We start from the raw sequence: 23301 nt of genomic DNA, 5'->3' as shown, positions 1-23301 counted from the left end.
TATTCTAGTGCTTCTATTTATCATTCGAGCATTAGAAAATAGAAAACCACCGTTAACTCATAACGGTGGTTTTTTTAATCAAAAGATGGGCTTATTGTATATAAACACTTAGCCAGCTTTCTATTTGCTCACTATTTAGTTACGAGACCACTAAGCTCACTCATTAACACTGATAACGTCGATAAGCTGGTAGTACTCTCATCATTGCTATCGATTTTTTGCATCTCTGCAGTGACGGCGTCAAGCTGGCTGGCGTGACGTGATTTCCAGTCATTAAAGGCTTGCTTAGCATCTGATTGTGTCAACAAGGTATCCATAAGCATGCGTAAGCTGCGCGAGACTTCGTTGACGAGGGCGTGACGCGCGCGTCGATCCCAGTGGTCTTGCTGCGGTAACGTGGCAATATTGTCCATCATCCAATCTAACTGCAGGACGTGATAGGCCTGAAAGTATAAGGTCGCAATCTCATCGACTGGGCGCTCATACTGCTCAGCCAATAGAGCCGCATCAAGCGCATCGACATGATAAGGCAGCATCGCAAACATTGCCGCATCATTAGCAGAGAGATCATCTGCCATTAAGCTTGTGGTGTCTTCTTGCAAGTATTCTGAGAATTGCTGCTCGATAAAACCACCGGATTTGGTCAATTTCTCGACACTGTCTTCAAAGCGATTGATCATATCAGCAACTTGCAAATCTTGACCGAAGGCATTGATAAACCACACCACACCATTTTCGAGGGCATCACGCAGACGCAGTTCAAGCTCGAGCAGCAAGGTCGCATCGACTTGATTGTCCAGCGACTCAAGCAGATCCCATGCTTTTGACACATGGAAGACGTCACGTGCAATCGCATAACCACGTGCAATAGTGGCGAGCGTTTGTCCCGTTTCTTCATGCAGACGGAATAAAGCTTCGATACCCAGACGGTTGACAATGTTATTGGTTAAATAGGTACTGATAATTTCACGGTGCAGACGATGTTCTTTCATCTCATCAAAGAAGCGCGATGCCAGCTCATCAGGGAAGTATTGACGTAGCTCATTAACGAAGTACGGCGCATCAGGTAAATCTGACGATAATAAGTTATCATAAACCCACATTTTTCCGTAAGCCATCACGACTGCCAGCTCAGGATTGGTAAGACCTGTGCCTGATTTTTGGCGTTTAGCAATTTCCTCATCGGATGGCAGATACTCAATCGCGCGGTCCAAACGACCTTCGGCTTCTAACATTTGAATAAAGCGTTGATGATCGCTTAAGTTTGCGGCGGCACGCAGATGGCTAAGCTCAAGCGCTTGCGGTTGTAGATAATTTTGGCGCAGTACCAATTCAGCGACCGTGTCGGTCATAGACTCTAACAACTCATTACGCTGCTTTAAGGTCATATCACCTTGCTCGACCACTTTACCAAGTAAAATCTTGATATTCACTTCATGATCTGAGCAATTGACGCCGCCCGAGTTATCGATAGCATCAGTATAAATTCGCCCACCCGTTTGTGCGTATTCGATACGCCCTTGTTGAGTAAAGCCTAAGTTACCACCTTCCCCAACGACTGCCGTACGCAGCTCACCACCATTGACGCGCACGGCGTCATTGGCACGGTCACCAACATCAGCATGACTCTCATTCGCGCTTTTCACATAGGTACCGATACCACCATTCCAAATCAGATCAACAGGCGACTTTAATAAGGCACTGATTAACTCATTTGGCGCAAGGCTATCTTCATTGATATCAAATAATGCTTTCATTTCAGGACTGATAGCAATGGTCTTATCTTGACGGGAGAAGACGCCACCACCTTGACTGATGAGCGATTTTTCATAATCGTCCCACGTTGATCGCGGCATTTCAAACAAGCGTTCACGCTCGGCATAAGACGCTATAGTATCTGGGCTTGGATCGATAAAGATGTGCAGATGGTTAAAGGCAGCAACCAGCTTGGTATGAGTGGATCTGAGCATCCCATTACCAAAGACGTCGCCGCTCATATCACCGATACCAACGACGGTAAAATCATCACGGTTTTGGATGTCCATACCGCGCATACGGAAGTGGCGCTTGACCGACTCCCAGCCACCGCGTGCGGTGATGCCCATCGCTTTATGATCATAGCCAACCGAGCCACCTGAGGCAAAAGCATCGTCAAGCCAAAAGTTATATTCGCTTGATAAAGCATTGGCGATATCTGAGAAAGTGGCGGTGCCTTTATCAGCGGCAACGACTAAGTACGGATCATCCTCATCATGGCGCACAGTATTGGCTGGCGGAATGATTTCGCCATCAACAATATTGTCAGTGACGTCAAGCATACCGCGGAGGAATGCTTGATAACAGGCAATACCTTCTGCTTGGAAGGCGTCACGACCATCGGCCATGGTTTTGGTCTTAACGATAAAACCACCTTTGGAACCCACTGGGACAATCACCGCGTTTTTGACCATTTGTGCTTTGACCAGACCTAGTACTTCGGTACGGAAATCTTCCATACGGTCCGACCAGCGCAGACCGCCACGCGCTACTTTGCCGCCGCGCAAATGCACCGCTTCCACACGTGGCGAATAGACAAATATCTCAAACATCGGTTTAGGTTTGGGTAAGTTTGGAATGTCTGCTGCCAAGAACTTAAACGACAAACGGTCTTTACGTTGCCCATCCGCCTCTCTTTGGTAAAAGTTGGTGCGTACCATGGCGTTAATTAGATCCAAATACCAACGGAAGATGCGATCTTCATCTAGGCTACTAACTCCTGCTAGAGCTTTGTTAATTTGTGCCTGAATTTGACTGGTTTTGGTTGCACGTTCACTTTCATCGTATTTAGGATTCATACGCGCATCAAACAGATCAGCCAACGCCACGCTGATATCACTGTTTTTTATCATGGTTTGTTGAATGTAAACACTAGAGAATGGCGCTTTTGCTTGCATCATATAACGTGATAAGGCTCGCAAGACCACCACATCATAAGTGTCTAGCTTGGTAATCAATACCAATTCGTTAAAGGAGTCGCTCTCAACACGCCCAGCCCAAATTTGCTTAAGACTGTCTTCGAACTGTGTGCGTACCACTTTCATATCGATAGTATCAACATGCTCTAATAACAGCTCATACTCCTGCATCCAGATAGGCTGCTCTGATAAATCAAACTCATAGGTTTGGGCAGAAATAACCGATACACCGAAATTTTCTAATACCGGTAAGACTTTGGATAAAATGACTGGCTGCTGACGACCATATAGCTTGAGATGCAGCTGATTGCTCGCATCACCCGTTGACTGGTATAAGTGCCATATCATCGGTTGCTCGTCCGTCAAGTTAGCCAAACGCTTGGTGTCTTCAACCGCAGTCCGCGCATCAAAGCGCTCTTGATAGGCCGCAGGAATATAGTTTAGAAATCGGCGCATTAAGGCATTGGCCTGCTGCTCGCCAACATTATCCAAGAGCATTCTTTGGTAGTTATCGCTCCATGACTGCATAAGAGCCGACAGCTTATCTTGCAGTGCCGCTGTATCTACCTCATTCACTTGACCGGGCACAGTGCGTACATGCACATGGACGCGGGCGTGTTCAGACTCGTTAAATTCCGTCGTGAAGCCGGATGACGTACCGCCATAAGCGTTTTTTAGGACATTTTGTACTTTAATACGCAGTTCGGTATTGAACTTATCACGCGGGATATAGACCAAGCAAGAGACAAAGCGCTGATAATGATCGACGCGACTAAATAAACGTAAGCTCTTCTTGTCTTGAAGCTGGCTAATGCCAGATACGATAGGATACAACTCTTCGACGCTGGCTTGAAACAGATCATCACGTGGTAAAGAATTAATAACGTGCATCATTTTATGATAAGCATGGCCGTCACGTGGTAAATCAGCCATCGCCATGATTTTATTGGCTTTTTCACGCAGTAGCGGAATCTGTTGTACGCTTAGCTGATAGGCTTGGGCAGTAAATAGTCCAATAAAGCGATATTCACCGATCAGTTTGCCATTGTCATCAAACTTATGAATCCCCAAAAAATCCATGTATACCGGACGGTGGACTGGCGACACACGGCTTGATTTAGACAGCATCAACACCTGAGGCTCAGTTAATAGCTTTTTAAGGTTACTCGGCAGCTCATCAAAGCTCTTTGAAAGCGCATCCTCGCTACTGCCACGTAATAGACCAAGACCACTATTACCAATTGAAAATAAGTCTAAATCCGTGTTGGCTGCTTGATTAGTCGTGCTATTAACGTCAACGTTACTTCCACCTTCCAAGCGATATTCTCGGTAGCCTAAAAATATAAAATGCTCATCCAATATCCAATCCAAAAATGCTTGAATCTCTTGCTGAGAGTAAAATACTTCAGGTAGTGGCTTAGTAGCCAGCTCCGCTTTTACGTCCATCAATTTGGTACGTATTTGTTGCCAATCGCCAACAACGATATCGAGTGTATCAATTTTTGCGAGCAGCATTTTCTTTAAGGCGGCCAACTCATCATTGTTTTGATAAGCAATTTCACAATGAATCAAAGACATGTGTGAAGTGCCACTTTCCTCTGCGCCTTCGATATGAGTAATACCACCATTTTCATCACGTTCGATATTCATAATGATATTGTAGGTGCGATGGACGTCAATACCTTCCGCTTCTAGGCTCATCAAAAGGGTGTCTACTAAAAATGGTCTATCGTAAGCGACTATTTGAATAACCGTATGCGAGCTATGAAAATGCTGCTCTTCGGCAATAGGATTTAAAATAGCAAGCTGCGGTTGACTACCATCATAGGCTTTGAGAAGGGTAAAGTGATGCAGCGCCATCCCCGCTAAGTCAGTATTACTGATATTTTTTGCGGCTTCTTGATGCAGCGGCTGATAATAGCTATGAATAAAATGGTCAAATAATGATTTGTCCTTTTGTACATAACTGGTGGCAATATCGCTTATTTGGCTGATCCGCTCTTTTGCGATATTTAGGGTGTTAGGCATATCCATTGTCCTTTGTTATAAGTTTGTTGTTCTAGTTTCTTCTGTGACTGACTTATTTTTGCTTGATGCCGATTGTTTGCAGCCATTCATCCATGCTATTTATTAGCAGTATTTTTGTACCCCGCTTCTATATAACCATGCTTCTACACAACCGTAGTTCTGTATCATCGTGCTTATTTAGCATACGTATCGGGTATGTAGTTAATCTCCCTTTTTTAAAATACTCGTTAAATTTTACTGGCATTCAATGGCTCAAATTGTGTATCTCATAAATAGCCATTCGCGGGTCTTTCCTGCTGCCAATCTATTAAAGTGTAACGCACCTAAGCGCATAGCTAAAGCGTACAACATCATTTCATGAATCATCAATATGTCGATAACCTTTAATAATAAGACAATAACATCCTAATGTAGTCTAATACTTGCTGGCAGGTGGATACTCATGACAATCACGGCGTTTTTTTGTTAGAATACCGCAGTATATTGAACCGTGTTCTACTGGCTCAGTACTCACTCACACATTATGAATTTTAATGCTAAGGGCAAGACGTATGATGAATATTTTGGTGATTGGCTCAGGTGGTCGCGAACATGCGCTAGCATGGCAGTGTGCAAAAGACGACAACGTACAAAACATCTATGTTGCGCCCGGTAATGCTGGCACTGCCCTTGAACCTAAATGCCAAAACGTCACGTTAGAGGATTCAGCCAATACTAACGAACACAGTGCAGTCATCGAATTTTGCCAAAATAATGCCATAGACATGGTTATTGTTGGTCCAGAAGCACCCTTGGTGACGGGTATTATCGATGCTTGCCGTGATGCTGGTATCAAAGCGTGGGGTCCAACCGCTTATTGTGCACAGCTAGAGGGCTCAAAAACCTTTGCGAAAGAATTTATGGAACAAAACAATATTCCTACGGCTGCTTATCAAGGATTCACAGACGCTGCTGCTGCTAAAGCTTATATTGATGAGCAAGGTGCACCGATTGTTATCAAAGCCGACGGTCTTGCTGCGGGTAAAGGCGTTATCGTTGCTGAAACCATCGAACAAGCACATGAAGCAATTGACGATATGCTTGCCGACAATAAATTCGGTGATGCTGGTAGCCGCGTGGTCGTTGAGCAGTTTTTGCGAGGTGAGGAAGCCAGCTTTATTTGTATGGTAGATGGTGAAAACATCTTACCGATGGCAACCAGTCAAGACCATAAGCGTGCTTTTGAAGGCGATACTGGTCCAAATACAGGCGGCATGGGCGCTTACTCTCCTGCGCCAGTCGTCACTCAAGACGTTCATGACAAGGTGATGACGCAAGTCATCCAACCTGTCGTTGAGGCGATGAAAGCCGCCGGTCATCCTTATACGGGATTTTTATACGCGGGGCTTATGATTGATGATGCGGGCGACCCATATGTGATTGAATTTAACTGCCGTTTTGGTGACCCAGAAACACAGCCTATTTTGATGCGTTTGCAATCATCGATGGTTGATTTGGTCGCACAAGGATTGGAAGGTAAATTACCGACCGAAGCCAAATGGGATGATCGCCCTGCTCTTGGTATTGTCGTTGCTTCAAAAGGCTATCCTGAAACTTCATCAAAAGGTGATGTAATTGCAGGCTTACCAGAGTTAGATGCAGACAATCAAAATGCGGTAAAAGTCTTCCACGCAGGTACTGCCTTTAGTCATGCTAAGTTGGACAATATCAATCCTGATGTAACAACTCACAGTAAAAAAGAAATTGTTACCGATGGTGGGCGCGTATTATGTGTGACTGCGCTAGCAGATACTATCTCAGGAGCGCAGCAAGCAGCATTGGCAGTCACTGCTGCGATTAGTTTTGATGGTGCGCATTATCGCCGTGATATCGGGCACCATGCTATTGCTCGCGAAAACGTTTAATACAATTGAGCTGATTTAAAAACGCCATAAACTTTATAATGATTCGACCTAGTGTAATGCTAGGTCGTATTTTTTTGAACATGCTTTTTTTGCTACATTATTCTTGAATAGCCGCTTTTTAATAGATTGTTTTTAACAACTTGCTTTTAAAAAGCTATCCTAGATAGCTTAGTGTTAGAATAATGGTCATCAGAGTAGCGCACGACTTTTAGTGCTTTAACCTAGCAGTAGGATAAGCCTTAAATCACTTTAAGTATTAACTGGCTTGTTTTAGCTTACAAAGTAAGCGACAGCCTGAGCTAAGACCCCTCAAACCACCTCTCGTTATATGATACAATTTTGTACCAGTACGTCGCATCTCCCTTGTATTGTAGGTTTTATACCCGCAAATCAATAGAAACCGGATGAATGATTATATTTATGGCAAATGATACCTCTAGACCTCCTAGTAACAAACCGTCTACTAATAATAAGCAATCAATCGATAACCTAAAAACCTCAGGGTTTGAGCGTCGGATGTCCATTGCTAAAACCTCCTTAAATATCGGACGTCGTTGGGCAGGTAATAGTGTGTCTGGTATGTTCTTAAATAAAGAAGCGCGGACTGCGCGTAACCAAATATTTATGGAAGAACAAGCGACTTATTTAGCAGAAGAGCTGGGTAAATTAAAAGGGTCGGTGGTAAAAATTGGTCAAATGCTAGCGATTTATGGCGAGCATATATTACCGCCCGAAATCACGCGTGCCCTACAAACACTTAATGATGATACTGCAACCTTAGCATGGCCAAAAATTGAACTGACATTACGACAGTTATTGGGCGCTAAGTTAAATGAGCTTGAGGTTGATCCAGTTCCTATCGGCACTGCTTCCCTCGCCCAAGTACATCGAGCAACCGTATTAGCAACTGGCGAACAAGTAGTCTTAAAAATTCAATATCCGGGTGTAGCGGATGCCATCAATTCTGACTTGGCTTTATTTAAACGTTTATTAAAGGTCAGTAATATCGTTCCGCAAACACGCGCACTCGATGCTTGGTTTGAGGAGATACGCGACCTACTCCATCACGAAGTCGACTATGAAGCGGAAGCGGCGACTACAGAGCGTTTTTATGAGCGGTTGGCTGAAGATCCTCGTTATATCGTTCCAAAAATCAATCGTACTTACTCAACCAAACGCTTGTTATGCATGTCTTATGAGCCCGGTATCACCGTTGTCTCTGAAGCGTTGCAATTATTACCGCATGAGCGCCGCAGTGCCATTGGTCAGGCGGCTATCGAAATCATGATGCAGGAAATTTTTGTTTGGGGTGAGATGCAGACGGACCCAAATTTTGGTAATTATCTCGTTCGTGTCAGTCATGATGAACATGAAATCGATAAACTGGTCTTGCTAGATTTTGGTGCCATTCGCCAGTTTGACAATACCTTATTAACGATTGCGCACGGGTTATTACGAGCAGGATACCGTCATGATCATCAGGCAATGAAACAAGCTATGACCGGTTATGATTTTTTCGATAGTATGAGTGATAAAGTTCGCTCTGATATCGCTTCCTTGTTTTTATTGGCCACAGAACCTTTTAGTGACCCTGCCCTAAATCCTGACATACCTGATAACTGTTTAGATGAACAGCAGCGTTATATTTGGGCTAATAGTAAATTACATACTCGCCTCTCGAATGATGCCACGCGGGCGATGCAGTCTTTTGAGTTTAACCTACCACCTAAAGAGTTTATGTTTATCAGCAGGAAGTTTATTGGTGCTTATACATTCTTGACAGTGTTAGATGCACATACTGACTCTAATAAATTGGTAAAACCTTTTTTATAATTCGTAAATATTGATATTTTTTGGACCGCTCCTTTGTGTAGCGGTCTTTTTTATTTCTTATATTTTTTTGCTTAGGCTATTTCATATAGGTATATTAGAAATCTATTCTGATTTTTTGAATTATTATTTTTATTGCTTAGGCTATTTATCCTGTGATTCAAGGTTTGCTTGCCATGTATCAAATCTGGTTTGATACCCTTCAGGCTTACGCATGTTTAGCTGCCAACATGTCTCGCCACGCGCCAAGTATTTAACTTCAAAGTGTGTGCGTTGACTATCACTTGCCACTTTATGGCGCGTGTTCGGTAAGCACCAGAGCTCATTGGCCTGCTGTTCTGCATTATCCATGTAGGCTTCTATATTAGTCGCCAGTACCACTTCCCCACCTATCTGCAAACGAGAGAGTAAGAACTCAAAGAAAGGCATGTTTAACCATTGCTGATTAGGATTATGTTGCTCAGGATTGGGATATAATATAAAGATACGCTCGATACTGTTTGGCGCAATGGCATAAACAATCCATGCGATGGCATCCGCATGAATTGCGCTTAGATTGCTTGATTTTTGCTGCCCTGCCAATTTAGCAAAGGCCTCGAACTTATTGCGCGTGCGCTCGATGGCTATCAGGTGCTTATCAGGGGTTTGTTGCGCAAAGCTAAGCGCATGTTTACCCTTCCCTGCCCCAATCTCTAACACTAAAGGCAGCTCAGCGTCGACCAATACCTGTGGCATGATAAAATCGCGTGGGGCTGAGAGTTTTTGTGGTTGAAAAGCACGCTGCTGCTGATGTGAAAGCTCAAGATGATGAGTCATCTACTATCCTTAAGGTATTTGTCATTTGTCATTATTCGACCACATGCTATTATATAGTCAATCAGGTACGATAGTAAGGCAACGACCTTGCTCATCGAACGACAACCACGAATTGATCAGTGCGATTGACCATTAGTTTGTCATTTTAATGCCATCGTGATTTTACAACCTCTAAATAAATCAATCGTACCAATTTACCTGTTTAGAAAACACCCATTATTCATACTCGCTGTTGATTATAAGCGCTGTTTTGCATAACCGCATTTACTAATATGCCTCTAGGATATACCCACTTGTATTATGACTGAATCTACTTCTAGCACCAATTCCTTACCTAAAACCTATCCTTGTCCAGAGTGCGGCAATCAAACCGCGTGGCAAGACAATAAATATAAGCCGTTTTGTAGTCATCACTGCAAGCTTATCGACTTAGGCGCATGGGCAAACGAAGAATATACTTTACCTGCCGAATCGACGCCGTTTTCTGATGAGCTCTAACCAATCCCTTTAACCTTTTATTATCCCAAGGATGTTTTACATGTCTGCTACTTACCTGATGCCCACTTATAATCGTCAACCAATCAGCTTCACACGCGGTTCAGGCAGTTGGCTTTATACCAAAGATGACACGCCTTACTTAGATGCCTTGACGGGTATCGCAGTATGCGGCTTAGGGCACTGTCACCCAAAGGTTACGGAGGCTATTCAGCAGCAGGCAGCGACCTTGGTACATACCAGTAATTTATTTGGCATTGATTGGCAAGAGCGCGCTGGCGAAGCCTTATGTCATGCCGCGCAAATGGATAGCGTATTCTTTGCTAATAGTGGTGCTGAAGCCAATGAAGCGGCACTAAAATTGGCGCGACTGTATGCGTATCAGCAGGATTTTAAACGCCCAAAAGTTATAGTCATGGAACAATCATTTCATGGTCGTACCTTGCTCTCATTATCAGCAACCGCCAATCCTAAAGCACGTGAAGGTTTTTATACTTTGGATGAAGACTTTATCCGTGTGCCCTTTGGTGATATTGCTGCCATTGAACAAGCAGCTCAAGACCATGATGATATCTGTGCGGTATTTGTAGAGCCTATCCAAGGTGAAGGTGGTCTTAATACCGCAGAAAATGGTTTTACTTACCTTGAACAGATACAAGCCGTATGCGATAACCATAACTGGTTATTTATGTTGGATGAAGTACAAACCGGTAACGGCCGTACTGGCAAGTACTTTGCTTATCAGCATAGCAATGCTCGCCCTGATGTACTAACAACTGCTAAAGGCTTAGGTAATGGTTTCCCTGTAGGTGCTTGCATGGTACGGGGACGCGCCAATGGCTTGTTTGGTGCCGGCAGTCATGGTTCAACATATGGTGGCACACCATTGGCCAGTCGCGTAGTACACAGCGTTTATGAAGTACTTGCAAATGGCGATATCATGGACAATGCCGTCACCGAAGGACAATTCATCCGTGAGAGTATGATTAATGCGCTTGGAAAATATGGCGTTAGCAGTCGCGGCGCTGGAATGATGATTGGTATTGCGCTCCCTGAACAGATGGACTGTAGCACCTTGGTTGACCGTGCCCGTGATGAGCAAAAATTGATTATCAACGTCACTGGTGGTCATGTGATTCGTCTGTTGCCACCACTTAATATGAGTCGTGATGAAAGCTCACAAGTGGTCGAGCGCTTGGTTAACTTGTTAAAGCCTTTGTTTTAAACGGCTAGTGTAATCAAAGTCTAAAGCTAAAAAAGCCTATAGATAATTTATCTATAGGCTTTTTGCTTTTTAACACTTTAAAAGCAAATATTGCTAAACACTCGACTTAATTAGCATGAAAATATTTTTTTAACACTTCTAAACAGCGGGTAATTTTTGCAGGCTGCTGATCACGGTTTAAGGTGACGGCATATAACACAAAACTTGGGAGCTGATAGCCGGTCAAAACCTCAACCAAATTGCCACTTTCGAGCTCTTTTTTAACATCCATTTCCATGATTCGAATTAAGCCATGACCTTCTTTTGCTAAGGTCATCGCCATAAAGACATTATTGGTATGAATACGCGAGTTCATCTTAATGCGTGTTTTCTTACCCGTTTCAGTCTGGGTAAGCTCAACATGATTGGCATCCTTCATAATATCAATACAGATAAGCTGATGGTCTGCCAAATCTTTAGGTGTTTCAATTTTTTTATGTTGACGCAAATACTGCGGCGAGGCGACCAACAGTTGACGTACATCAGATAATGGATGATTACTCAACGTTGAATCATTGATATTGGGACTCATGCGTACCGCAATATCAATACGCTCATCAATCATATCAATGTAATGATTGTCGGCGAAATAAGTAATGCTAAGGTCATCGTGCGCCGACATCCAACTGGATAAAGCGGGTAGGATATGATGCACGCCAAGCTCAGGTGTCGTTGCAATGCGTAAGCTACCGGCGAGCTCATCACGTAATTGATTAACCTTAATACGCCCTTGTTCAGCAGCACTAACCACGTCTTTTGCCGCTTCATAAAAGCTTGCACCCGCTTCTGTTAAGCTTAGCTTACGAGTTGAGCGATGCAGTAGCACCACACCCAGCTCGTTTTCTAAAGAACGTATTTGTTGACTAACAGCACTGGTTGTAATACCCAGTTCGCGAGCTGAACCACTAAAAGAGCCGTGTCCGACCACACTGGCAAACACAGCCATACCACGTAAATTATCTAACATATTCTCACCTAAGCTGCTTTTTAGTTTTTAATATAACTTAACCATTATAGCGGATTATAATAAATCTTACAGTTTTTTTAATATAACCCTCATGGTCAATCAAGGCAATTTTCCTATCAATAAAACCAAAAATATCAAGACGATAAAATAATTTCGCCTTGATATTTTTATAAATATCATAAGTGTAATAATGGTTTGGTTATTAAAAAATGCCAATTATAGAATTGTTGATTGTTTAATATAACTGAACTTTGCCCATCTTTCCTTCGCCGCGCTCAGTCAAATATTGCATAACCGGTGTATTGAGTAATTTTGACTCTGCCACTGCTCTGGCTTGTATGAGGCGTTTTTGTTGACGACGTTCAGGCGTCTTATCATCGGCCTGCATGATACTGCCATCTATCTGTAAGCTGATGTCCGCTTGCGTAAATTGTGCTTGCAATGTTGCCGCGAGTTGTTGAAAGGTGGCTTGCAAATGCTTGCTGTCCACTGCCGTGACAAAGACAGCTTTATCATTACAGCGACCTGTCATCATACCTTGACGCGCCAACGCCAATTCATCTGAAGCCAAACTACCAGCTTCGCGAGCGCATTGCAGCCAATAGTCCCATTTTTCTGGTGTCCATTCGCCCGTCAACTCTTGCGGGGCGCAACGTAACAAAGTACGCGGATCATCAAGCGGAGATAATAATTGAGAATCATTTGCGTCAGGCTCAACAACAGGTTCAGGCTCAACAACAGGTTCAGGCTCAACAACAGGTTCAGGCTCAACAACAGGTTCAGGCTCAACAACAGGTTCAGGCTCAACAACAGGTTCAGGCTCAACAACAGGTTCAGAACTAATATTAGTATTTAATAACTCTAACGCTTCATCATGGCTATAATCATCATATTGACTCAATTCAGCGCTATCATAGCTTGCGTTATGTGAGTCGACTTCATTTCGATTTTGGGTCTGATAATCAGCATCATAGTCTGGTAACGGCGGTATTGATTCCACTACTACTGAGGTTGGCGTTAATAAAGAAGCTGACGCTGGATGCTCATTATTATTTAATGGCTCAACAGTATTTAACGAAACTGTATTAGATTCAGCGGTAGCAGCAGTCACTGTCTCTATCGAAGGTATAGGAGTAGATGTAATATCAGGTACGTTCTTTAAAATCTCATCGACGGGTAATGGACGAAAAGCCAAGAGACGTAAAATACACATCTCAAGCGCTTGCATCGGCGTACTGGCAAGCTTGACGCCTTCACGTGCTTGTACCACGATTTCGTAGTACAGCTGTAAGACATCAGGGCTCATATGCTGGGCAAGCTGATTAATATGCTGTGCTTGCGCTTCATTGACGTTAAGGGCAACCTCAGGCAGCAGTTGCGTCAATGCCAATTGATGTAACAGCTCAGCCAAACCATCGAACATGCTGGTCGCATCTACCATTTGCGCACGCATCTGCTCAATATGAGCAGCGACGGCAGATTTATCATGATTATAGATGTCTGTGATTAAACGGACTAAGTCAGCCGCATCAATTAAGCCAAGCATGGCATTGACCGTCACATCATCTAGTGCACCTTGCCCAAAAGCAATCGCTTGGTCAGTCAATGATAACGCATCACGAACCGAGCCTTTAGCAGCACTGGCCAATTGCCAAAGTGCAGGCTGCGTATAACCTACTTGTTCTCGGGTTAAGATATTGGCTAAATGTTCACTGAGTAGACTTTGTGATAAAGGGCGCAACACAAACTGCAAACAGCGCGAGATAATAGTGATGGGCAGTTTTTGCGGATCAGTGGTGGCCAATAGAAACTTGACATGCTCAGGTGGCTCTTCCAAGGTTTTGAGGAGCGCATTAAAGCTGTGCGTCGACAGCATATGCACCTCATCAATCAGATATACCTTATAACGACCTTGGCTTGGCGCATAAGGTACATTATCAAGTAGCTCACGGGTGTCTTCAACTTTGGTACGAGAGGCGGCATCAATCTCAATCAGATCAATAAAACGTCCTTGATCAATCGCCACGCAATTATCACAGACGCCACATGGGGTGCTGGTAATACCGGTGTCGCAGTTTAGGCATTTAGACAAAATACGAGCGATGGTGGTCTTACCGACACCGCGTGTACCCGTAAATAGATAAGCATGATGCAGTCGATTATAATCAATCGCATTAATCAGTGCTTGTGAGACGTGTGATTGCCCAATCAACTCATGAAAGTTTTTTGGGCGATATTTGCGCGCTAAAACTTGATATTGCTGCGTCATAATGAATGCCAATGTGAGTAGTAATATAAATAAAGCATCAAATCAGCGATTTATCTTAGAACCAAATATCGAAACTGGGTTCTAGAATAGGTTATGACTGAGCTCGCAACTCAGCCAACTGTTGGTACAAACGCTGGATATTTGCATCGATAAGCAAGCCATGCTGATGGAACGCATCGAGGTAGACCTCGGTATTCACGCTATCTTCACAAGGTCTGACTTCGACACCGATCAAAAACAGATCTTGCATAACGGGTTGCTGCATTTGGGCATTGAGCTCAAACAACAAATCTTGATAACCGGCACGAACCTTGTCTGCACTTAATGAGCTATTGTCATCTTGCGCGTAAAATACCATTAGATAATGACGCCCAAAGACATTATAAGAGTGCTCGTGGCGCACGTAGCCGGTCCAACGTGAATCTTGATCAATGGTTCTGTGAGCCAATATTTTTTCTATCAAGCAAGCGTAGGTATACATAGACTCGTCGACTAAAATATCAACCTGTTCTTTTGGCAGTGGTGTACCCGCTTCATAACACTCTCTGATTAAGCTATTAAAAAGCCGATACCACATGCGAGTATTCTTTTGAATCTCTGCCATTAATGCTTTAGCAAATTCCGCCTGCTCAGGCTTTGCCGCTTTTAGCAACCGTGGTTCAATCTGCGTTATCAAGTCATGGCCGACCAATTGCTCTTGAACTTTAATCGCTCTTTGATGAAAATCTGGCGACTGTAAAAACTGTGCAAGCAAGGTTGATTCGTCCTGAAACGATTCAAACCCCGTCAGTTTACTGCGATGAAAGTCTAAAAATGCCGTCAAATCACTGGGCGTCACCAATTGCTTAAGTATCTCAGCAAAGTTCTGGTAGCTAAATACTTGCAGCACACTTTCTTCATCGTCCAAATCTAGCACACAGTCTTCCGCAAAAAACTGACTGCCATACTCATACCCAACTGTATAAGAGACTGCCTCTACAGGCTTAGTTTGGTGGCTATTTCGATAGCTGTTCTGATAGCTGTTGTGATAAGCACTCTGAGCCCTGTCTTTTTCAGCAATGTCTCGATGCTGAACCGACAGTGAGGTCAAGCCAATAAAATAAATCGCTTTAGCTGCTTTCTTATCAGATGCCGACTCATTCTTATAGGCGAGCGCCTTATCATTCTTAAAATATAGCTGAGTGTGTTGCTTGATCAGCTGATTGACGACCTCTTTTCTCCATGTACGAACTTGAGCACTATCAATATCCTGCCTATCGGCCTGCATCATCACGTCATTGACGATAAGGTAGACCACGGCATTAGAAAACTCGAAAACAAAATCATAACCCTGAAGATACTCAGGGTCAGTGATTTTGTCTGGGGTTAAGTCGTACAAAGATAAAAAATTCTGCTGAACCATCTGCTGCCAAATCGACGGTGGTACTTGCTGAGTATCCATAATATCCCTATACATGAGATCTCATAAAGCGCTTGAGACCATTCCATTAAAAGTAGAAAAAACCTTCTTATGTTCAGTTTAGTCCCAGCGTGGATTTATGGCAAGCAAACCCGTTTAGCTCTCAATCTTGCGGCGCATATGCGGGAATAAAATCACATCACGAATACTGGCTGAGTCCGTAAACAGCATCACCAAGCGATCAATACCAATACCCTCGCCTGCTGTTGGAGGCAAACCGTAAGACAATGCTTCAATATACTCTTCATCGAAATGCATGGCTTCATCATCGCCAGCGTCTTTTTCAGCGACTTGACCATGGAAGCGCTCAGCTTGATCGGCAGGATCATTAAGTTCACTAAAGCCATTTGCCAGTTCACGACCGCCAATGAATAGCTCGAAGCGATCAGTAATCTCAGGATTGTCATCGCTACGGCGCGCCAGTGGCGACGTTTCAGCAGGATATTCCGTGATGAAAGTCGGCTGACGTAACTGATGCTCAGCGGTTTCTTCAAAGATAATCGTCTGCAATTTGCCCACGCCAAAGACGTCTTTGACTTGTTGCCTAAGGGTCGTTGAAGCGTATTCTGCAAGATAATCACGATCGTTAATACGTGACATATCAAAGTTTTCTGCATATTTAGCGATAGCATCAGACATAGACAGGCGGATAAATGGTGCTTTTAGGCTAATCGCTTCACCCTGATAAGTCAGCTCCGTCGTACCCAGGATATCCATTGCCAGCTCGTTAAACAAGCGCTCAGTCAAATCCATCAAATCATGATAATCAGCATACGCCTGATAAAACTCAATCATAGTAAATTCAGGATTATGACGGGTTGACACGCCTTCATTGCGGAAGCTGCGGTTGATCTCAAATACTTTTTCAAAACCACCAACCACAAGGCGTTTCAGATATAGCTCAGGCGCGATACGCAGATATAATGGCATATCTAGGGCATTATGATGGGTCACAAACGGACGAGCAACCGCACCACCTGGAATCGGATGCATCATCGGCGTTTCAACTTCCATAAAACGCTCATTCAACATAAACTTGCGAATACCGCTGATAACTTGGCTGCGTATCACAAAGGTGTCGCGAGTTGTCTCATTGGTCATCAAATCAAGATGGCGATTACGATAGCGTGCTTCAACATCGGCTAAGCCATGAAACTTATTTGGCATCGGACGTAGCGCTTTCGTCAATAAATGAAACTCTTCGATATGCACATATAAGTCGCCTTTTCCAGAACGACCGATATAACCAGATACGCCAACGATATCACCCAAATCTAGTGATTTAATAGTCGCCAATGTCTCTGGATCTAGCTGTTTACGTGCCACATATAACTGAATACGACCTGTCATGTCTTGAATGACAATAAACGCCCCACGATTTAGCATTACGCGACCGGCAACGTTTACCTGAGTTTTTTCACCGTTGGCAATTTTATCTTCAATTTCTTGCTTTGAGATACCATCAAAAGCCGTTTGTAAATCCTGAGCGTAATCCGTGCGCTTAAAGGTATTAGGATAAGGTTGCTTACCTGACGCAGTAATCTCATCTAGCTTAGCTTGAAGTTGAGCAATCAACTCGTTAGCGTCTTCTGGAACTTGCTCTTGATTCTGGTTTTGATTGTTGTGCTTTGACATAATACTCTCAAAATTATTAGATAATTAAAGGAATAAACGAAGTAAATTTAAAATAAGACGTTCAAATAAAACATGGAAATAAAGGAGCTGAATAACATTTATGTATTTTTCATACTAAAAAAAATTAAAACTAATCGACACAAATAGCAGGCTGCGCCACGCCTTTTTCAATCGTTTGATAACAGCCAAACCGGCTGCTATCACTAGCGCATTGCCCAAACTGATTTTTGACATTAGCATCTACAAACTCACCGGTGTTTTTGCATTTACCTTGGCAGTCGCTACTGTCTTGGCAAGCTTTGCCTGCATCGGTATAAGACACCACACATTGATAACAGCCAAGCCGACCTTGCTGCAAAAACGTTCCACCTTTTGTGCCACATGCTTTTACCAGATCATTAGGCGGATAAACACACGCTTGATAAGCAAGTGGATCGGCTTTTATATCTGCTGTGACACTATCAGAATTCACTGGCGGCGCTATTGAAGTTGATGCCGTTATATTACAGCCAGATAACCAAAATGCCGTAAACACAGCCAATATAACCAGCATAATGCCATTAGAGGATTGTCTTAAAGCTGACCAGTCATTTATCATAATTACCACCTTAGTTTTACTATTATAAATAACTGGCTTTATTGCCATGGTTTGTGACTTTAGCTTACCCAGCTTGTGACTGTCTTAATCACCGCCGCCAATACTTGCCATCAAGTCTGCTTGGTGTTCGCGTAACAGTGCATCAAGGATTTCATCCAAGTCACCTTCCATAATCGCATCAAGCTTGTATAACGTCAGGTTGATTCGATGGTCAGTCATGCGACCTTGCGGGAAGTTATAAGTACGGATGCGCTCTGAGCGATCACCGCTACCGACCAAATCACGTCGTATCGAATCCGCCACATCAACCTGTGCTTGTACCTTTGCTTGTTGGATTTTAGACACTAGCATTTTCATCGCATGGGCACGGTTTTTATGCTGACTGCGTTCTTGTTGACACTCTACCACGGTACCAGTCGGTATGTGCGTCAAACGTACCGCAGAGTCCGTGGTATTCACGTGCTGACCACCTGCACCGCTTGAGCGAAAGGTATCCATTTTAATGTCTGCAGGGTTGATATCAACCGTATCATCAATCTCAACTTCTGGCATGACAGCAACCGTACAAGCCGAAGTATGAACGCGGCCTTGGCTTTCAGTTTCAGGCACACGCTGGACGCGGTGAGCGCCCGACTCAAACTTTAAACGACCATAAACACTATTACCCGACACGCGGGTAATAATTTCTTTATAGCCGCCGTGCTCACCCTCATTAGCCGACAGAATATCTACCGTCCAGCCTTGAGTTTGGGCGTACTTTTGATACATACGGAACAAATCACCAGAGAAAATCGCCGCTTCATCACCGCCTGTTCCCGCTCGAATCTCTAAAAATGCAGGCACTTTATCATTAGGGTCTTTTGGCAACATCATAACGTTAAGCGCTTCTTCCATCTCTACAATGGTTTCACGGGCACTGTCAATCTCATCCTGCATCATCTCTTTCATTTCAGGGTCTGATGCTTCTTTTAGCATCGCTTCCGCATCAGCCTGATCGGTTTCTGCACGCACATAGTTTTGCCATAAAGTAGTGATATCCATCAAGTCACTATGCTCAACAGACAATTCACGAAACTTATTATTATCGCTGATGACACTCGGGTCTGATAATAAGGCGGTGACCTCTTCATAACGGTCTACCATCTGGTCTAAACGCAGGCGTAAGGATTCTTTCATAAAAGGACTTTTTTAAAATGAGGAAAATAAGAGAGTGATTATAGCAAATTTTTTCGCTTAATTTAAAACCTCTAAGCAATCTTGCCATTATATTCGCAAACTGGCTGTTTCATCGCATATTCTGCCTAAATATTAGCCCCTAGCTCCACTGCTAATAAGAAATCTGTAAACATAGCGCACAAAAACAGTGCAGACAAAGAGATAAACAACGGACATAAAAAAATAGCTAAGAGTGCTCTTAGCTATTTTTTCTTATTATGATAGATACCACAGATTTTAGATAAAGGCTTATACCTTACGAACCAGTACCGAGCCAATCGAGTAACCGGCACCAAACGAGCAAATCACACCCAAATCACCTGATGCTAGCTCATCTTTATAACGATGGAAGACAATCATCGGACTGGCTGAACTGGTATTGGCAAATTCAGCGATGACACTCGGCACAATCGCTTTATCCGCTTCTTTACCAATAACCGTACGTAAGATTAAATCTAGCATATTGGCATTGGCTTGGTGTAACCACATCATTTTTACATCAGACGTTGCGATGTCATTTTCTTGCAGATGCTCAGTGATAATCTCTGAAACTTTTGGACAAACTTCACGGAAAACTTTACGACCATTTTGCAAAAACAGCTTGTCGGTAACTGGCTCTTTGATATCCGGATACATCTCAGTCTGCGCCGCTAAGAACTCAGAGCGATCCATAAAGCCATATTCGTTTTTAATGTTGGTCGAAAACTGGGTAAACAGCTTGGCATTTAAAATCTCATAGCCTTTTGGTGTATCTAGCTCTTCAACAATACAAGCGGTTGCGACATCACCAAAGATGAAGTGACTATCACGGTTGCGCCAGTTCAGATGCGCTGAGGTAATCTCGACGTTTACTACAGCAACGCGTTTGGCAAGACCAGACACGATTGAGCCATGTGCTTGTGATAGACCAAAAGTCGCCGCACTACAAGCAACGTTCATGTCATAGGCAAAGCCACCAACCATACCAATCTCATTCTGAATCTCAATAGAAACCGCCGGATAAGTACGCTGGAAGTTTGAGCAGGCAAGAATGATACCGTCCAAATCATTGGCTTCTAACCCTGCGTCAGCCAGTGCATCTTTCAGGGCGGCAGCGCCCATCTCTGCCATGATAGACAGCTCCTCACCCAAATTGCGGTAAGGAATCACAGGCGCCATAATTTCAGGATCTAAAATACCGTCTTTTTCCATCACATAACGGGATTTGATACCTGAGACTTTTTCGATAAAGGCGGCTGATGAAGGCTGAAGTGCAGTAATTGTCCCTGCATCAATCTCATCGGCATGCTTAGCGTTATAATTTTTAACATATTGGTTAAATGAATCGACTAGCTCTTCATTACTAATACTATAAGGGGGGATATACAGGCCGGTGCCCGTGATACAAGTCGTCATGATGCGCATCCTTGTCTACTACGATGGTGCTTGAAATAAGCATAAAATTGGAGAAAAAAACAACAGTCGTCTAATTTTCGGTGAATAACTGTAAACTTAAAATAAGTGCCTTTATTATGCCTGAATAATATAATTTTTCTAATACTTTGTTACAAATAATCAGCTTCTTGACGGGAATAAGTAAAGATTGGCTTCATTTTCCAACAGCTGCGCTATAATCAGCGTTGATTATAATGGCTTAACAGCTCTATTTTACCCAATACAATCATCTTTGGTTGCATTCGGTTGTCACTAATTGCCACAGACTCGTTAAACCTTTATAGACTTAACTGATATTACCCACCCTTTCTTTTTACTTTTTGACTTTGGAATAATAATGGCGGAACTTTTAAACTGGCTATTCGGACAATATGCCGACTACCCAACCCTATTTATTACCTTAGAATTGATTGCGGTTATATTTGGGGTAAGCAGCGTCTTATTGGCCAGCAAAACCAATATTTTGGTTTTCCCCGTTGGACTGGTCAGTACCGCCATTTTTGTCTATTTGCTGTGGAAATGGCAATTATTCGGTGATATGTTTATCAATGCTTATTACAGCGTGATGAGTATCTATGGCTGGATAAATTGGACGCAGAATAAAAATAATGTAGAAATCAAAAAATATCACGATCATATAAATCCAACCAGCCAGCAGCAAGATCATAGCGTGCAGAATACTGGCGCGCAATACGCTATTGAAATTGAAGTTGAGCATTTAAGCAAAAAAGATGTGCCCATACTGAGCGCCCTAGCAGCAGCTACCATCGCTTTTGTCGCCTTGGTATACTACTTTAGACCCGTCATCAATAATAATTTTAGCTTTGATGGCGCTGAGCTTGGTGTGCATTTATTTACATGGGTAGACTATACTGATATGTTGACTACGGCACTTTTTTTGATGGCGATGTGGCTAATGGCACGGCGCAAGATTGAGCATTGGCTGCTATGGATTGTTGCTGATGCCATTTCAGTACCGCTCTATTTTTATAAAGGTCTTACCTTTACGTCACTACAATATGTAGTCTTCACTCTTATCGCAATCTGGGCATATTATGAATGGCAAAGACGCTACCGCGTTCAATCTCACGCAGCATACGCCTAAATCTGTTATCAAGGTCGCCATACTGGGCGCGGAAAGTACTGGCAAGACCACTTTATGCCGCGATTTGGCCGCGCATTTTGGCTGTCCTTGGGTGCCAGAGTATATGCGCAGCTATCTGCAAGCAAAATGGGATAATGAGCAGCTGACCTGTACGTGGGATGACTTACTGCCCATCGCACAAGGTCAAATTGAATTAGAAAACGAACTTGCAAAACAAGCTGCGCAAACGTCTAACAACAACCATTATTTATTCTGTGACACCAGTTTATTTGAGCTTATGGTCTACTCCAACTGGTATTATGGGGATTGCCCTGAAGCACTTACCCAAGCAGCATTGGCGCACCATTATGATATGATTTTATTGACTGAAGTTGATATCCCATGGGTCGCAGATGATTTACGTGATAGCCCACATCAACGTGAAGACATCAGCGATTATTTTGCCAGTCAATTAACTTTGCATAATAAGTCTTTTCAACGTATCGGTGGTGACAGAGATGAACGGGTTCAACAAGTCGTAAAATTATTAGAGTGATTGTAATTAAATAAAAACACTTAGGCTATTTAACACAGTTTAACGTCGTTAGATTGTTTAAACAAAGATGGTAAAATCCTGTGTCATTCATTAACTATCTAACAATTTTGCTATTTAAGGCTTTAGCCCAGTTTTTACAGTCATTTTCACAGCGCTTACATACTTGACTGGGGCTTGAAATAAAATCCACGTAGCCACAATACATACAAGCATAATACACCTGTGGCTCTATCTGCTTGACGGGCTGATACTGCTTAGGGAAAAGCGGCAAGCCATAGCAGGTGTCTTCAGGCGCATATAATAAGATACTAAATTCCCCATCTGTCTCAAGCAAACCAGTGCGCACCTGTCCCAAATGCTCAACCCCTTGCTGGCGCATTTCGGCAAAAAACTCATCATGCGACATTTCGCCCTTTTTTATCTTATCAAGAACCAACATACTGTCCTCGACGATATATAAAGACTTCCCTTCTAACAAATCTTCGAAAGGCTGATATTTCATCATCGCCCATGTACACAGGCGATAAAGAAAAATCACCATACTCATAATCAGTACCGCTTGGATAATGGGCAAGTCTTCGGTAAACATCGGGTCACCGGCGATAGAGCCAAGTGATAAGATAATCGTCAGCTCAAAGATAGACAGCTGCCGCACGCCGCGCTTACCGGTAAAGCGTAAAAACAAAATAATAAGCGTAAACATCGCGATGACGCGTATGAGTATTTCAGCGGCAAATGCCCATGTGGTGTCATAAATAAAGATGCTTGCCCAATCCATGTGTTTTTCCCTGTT

Annotated in this window: 16 protein-coding genes; 6 read left to right on the top strand and 10 right to left on the bottom strand. The window is 43.2% G+C overall.

Annotated features, from left to right (window positions below):
• Positions 1-131: 131 nt before the first annotated feature.
• Positions 132-4982 carry an NAD-glutamate dehydrogenase gene (locus FQ084_RS04860; RefSeq protein WP_149489469.1) on the bottom strand — a complete coding sequence of 1617 codons (4851 nt, stop codon included), beginning with the start codon at positions 4980-4982 and terminating at the stop codon, positions 132-134.
• Positions 4983-5536: 554 nt separating this feature from the next.
• Here FQ084_RS04860 and purD point away from each other — a divergent pair.
• The gene (purD, locus tag FQ084_RS04855; protein WP_149489606.1) at positions 5537-6886 is read left to right on the top strand and encodes a phosphoribosylamine--glycine ligase; all 1350 of its coding nucleotides are present in this window, start codon (positions 5537-5539) and stop codon (positions 6884-6886) included.
• A gap of 420 nt (positions 6887-7306) precedes the next feature.
• On the top strand, positions 7307-8719 hold the full coding sequence (locus tag FQ084_RS04850) for an ABC1 kinase family protein (RefSeq protein ID WP_149489468.1): 1413 nt from the start codon (positions 7307-7309) through the stop codon (positions 8717-8719).
• Positions 8720-8860: 141 nt separating this feature from the next.
• Here the strand turns inward: FQ084_RS04850 and FQ084_RS04845 are convergent, their stop codons facing one another.
• Positions 8861-9532 carry a DUF938 domain-containing protein gene (locus FQ084_RS04845; protein ID WP_149489467.1) on the bottom strand — a complete coding sequence of 224 codons (672 nt, stop codon included), beginning with the start codon at positions 9530-9532 and terminating at the stop codon, positions 8861-8863.
• A 300-nt stretch (positions 9533-9832) separates the two neighbouring features.
• Here FQ084_RS04845 and FQ084_RS04840 point away from each other — a divergent pair, with 300 nt between their 5' ends.
• Both FQ084_RS04840 and FQ084_RS04835 read left to right on the top strand, forming a co-directional pair.
• A complete protein-coding gene (locus FQ084_RS04840; protein ID WP_149489466.1) occupies positions 9833-10030 on the top strand; it encodes a DNA gyrase inhibitor YacG in 198 nt (65 codons plus the stop codon).
• Between the two features lie 40 nt (positions 10031-10070).
• Positions 10071-11252, top strand: a complete 1182-nt coding sequence (locus FQ084_RS04835) for an aspartate aminotransferase family protein (protein WP_149489465.1) — start codon at positions 10071-10073, stop codon at positions 11250-11252.
• Positions 11253-11358: 106 nt separating this feature from the next.
• Here the strand turns inward: FQ084_RS04835 and FQ084_RS04830 are convergent, their stop codons facing one another.
• The 7 genes from FQ084_RS04830 to FQ084_RS04800 form a co-directional block, all read right to left on the bottom strand.
• Positions 11359-12258, bottom strand: a complete 900-nt coding sequence (locus tag FQ084_RS04830; protein WP_149489464.1) for a LysR family transcriptional regulator — start codon at positions 12256-12258, stop codon at positions 11359-11361.
• Between the two features lie 235 nt (positions 12259-12493).
• Positions 12494-14527: a DNA polymerase III subunit gamma/tau gene (dnaX, locus tag FQ084_RS04825; protein ID WP_149489463.1), complete on the bottom strand. Its 2034-nt coding sequence runs from the start codon at positions 14525-14527 to the stop codon at positions 12494-12496.
• Positions 14528-14618: 91 nt separating this feature from the next.
• On the bottom strand, positions 14619-15983 hold the full coding sequence (locus FQ084_RS04820; protein WP_262880656.1) for a hypothetical protein: 1365 nt from the start codon (positions 15981-15983) through the stop codon (positions 14619-14621).
• A 99-nt stretch (positions 15984-16082) separates the two neighbouring features.
• Positions 16083-17621: a lysine--tRNA ligase gene (lysS, locus tag FQ084_RS04815; protein ID WP_149489462.1), complete on the bottom strand. Its 1539-nt coding sequence runs from the start codon at positions 17619-17621 to the stop codon at positions 16083-16085.
• Positions 17622-17751: 130 nt separating this feature from the next.
• Positions 17752-18219: a hypothetical protein gene (locus tag FQ084_RS04810; RefSeq protein WP_262880655.1), complete on the bottom strand. Its 468-nt coding sequence runs from the start codon at positions 18217-18219 to the stop codon at positions 17752-17754.
• Positions 18220-18303: 84 nt separating this feature from the next.
• Entirely contained in the window at positions 18304-19395 is a 1092-nt protein-coding gene (prfA, locus tag FQ084_RS04805; RefSeq protein ID WP_149489460.1) for a peptide chain release factor 1, read from the bottom strand.
• 288 nt (positions 19396-19683) lie between these two features.
• Entirely contained in the window at positions 19684-20829 is a 1146-nt protein-coding gene (locus tag FQ084_RS04800) for a beta-ketoacyl-ACP synthase III (protein ID WP_149489459.1), read from the bottom strand.
• A gap of 376 nt (positions 20830-21205) precedes the next feature.
• Between FQ084_RS04800 and pnuC the strand changes: the two genes are divergently transcribed.
• Both pnuC and FQ084_RS04790 read left to right on the top strand, forming a co-directional pair.
• Complete coding sequence (pnuC, locus tag FQ084_RS04795) at positions 21206-21973, top strand: nicotinamide riboside transporter PnuC (RefSeq protein ID WP_149489458.1); 768 nt, start codon at positions 21206-21208, stop codon at positions 21971-21973.
• Entirely contained in the window at positions 21924-22508 is a 585-nt protein-coding gene (locus FQ084_RS04790) for an AAA family ATPase (protein ID WP_149489457.1), read from the top strand. The genes pnuC and FQ084_RS04790 overlap by 50 nt, the downstream gene beginning before the upstream one ends.
• Positions 22509-22602: 94 nt before the next feature.
• On the opposite strand, the gene FQ084_RS04785 is transcribed toward FQ084_RS04790, so the two are convergent.
• Positions 22603-23286 carry a DUF421 domain-containing protein gene (locus FQ084_RS04785; protein ID WP_149489456.1) on the bottom strand — a complete coding sequence of 228 codons (684 nt, stop codon included), beginning with the start codon at positions 23284-23286 and terminating at the stop codon, positions 22603-22605.
• Positions 23287-23301: the final 15 nt, after the last annotated feature.

Source organism: Psychrobacter sp. ANT_WB68 (genome assembly GCF_008369115.1).
In the GTDB taxonomy this organism is placed as follows: domain Bacteria; phylum Pseudomonadota; class Gammaproteobacteria; order Pseudomonadales; family Moraxellaceae; genus Psychrobacter.
Note: the sequence above shows the minus strand (reverse complement) of the source record. Positions and strands in the feature narration are given on the sequence as shown.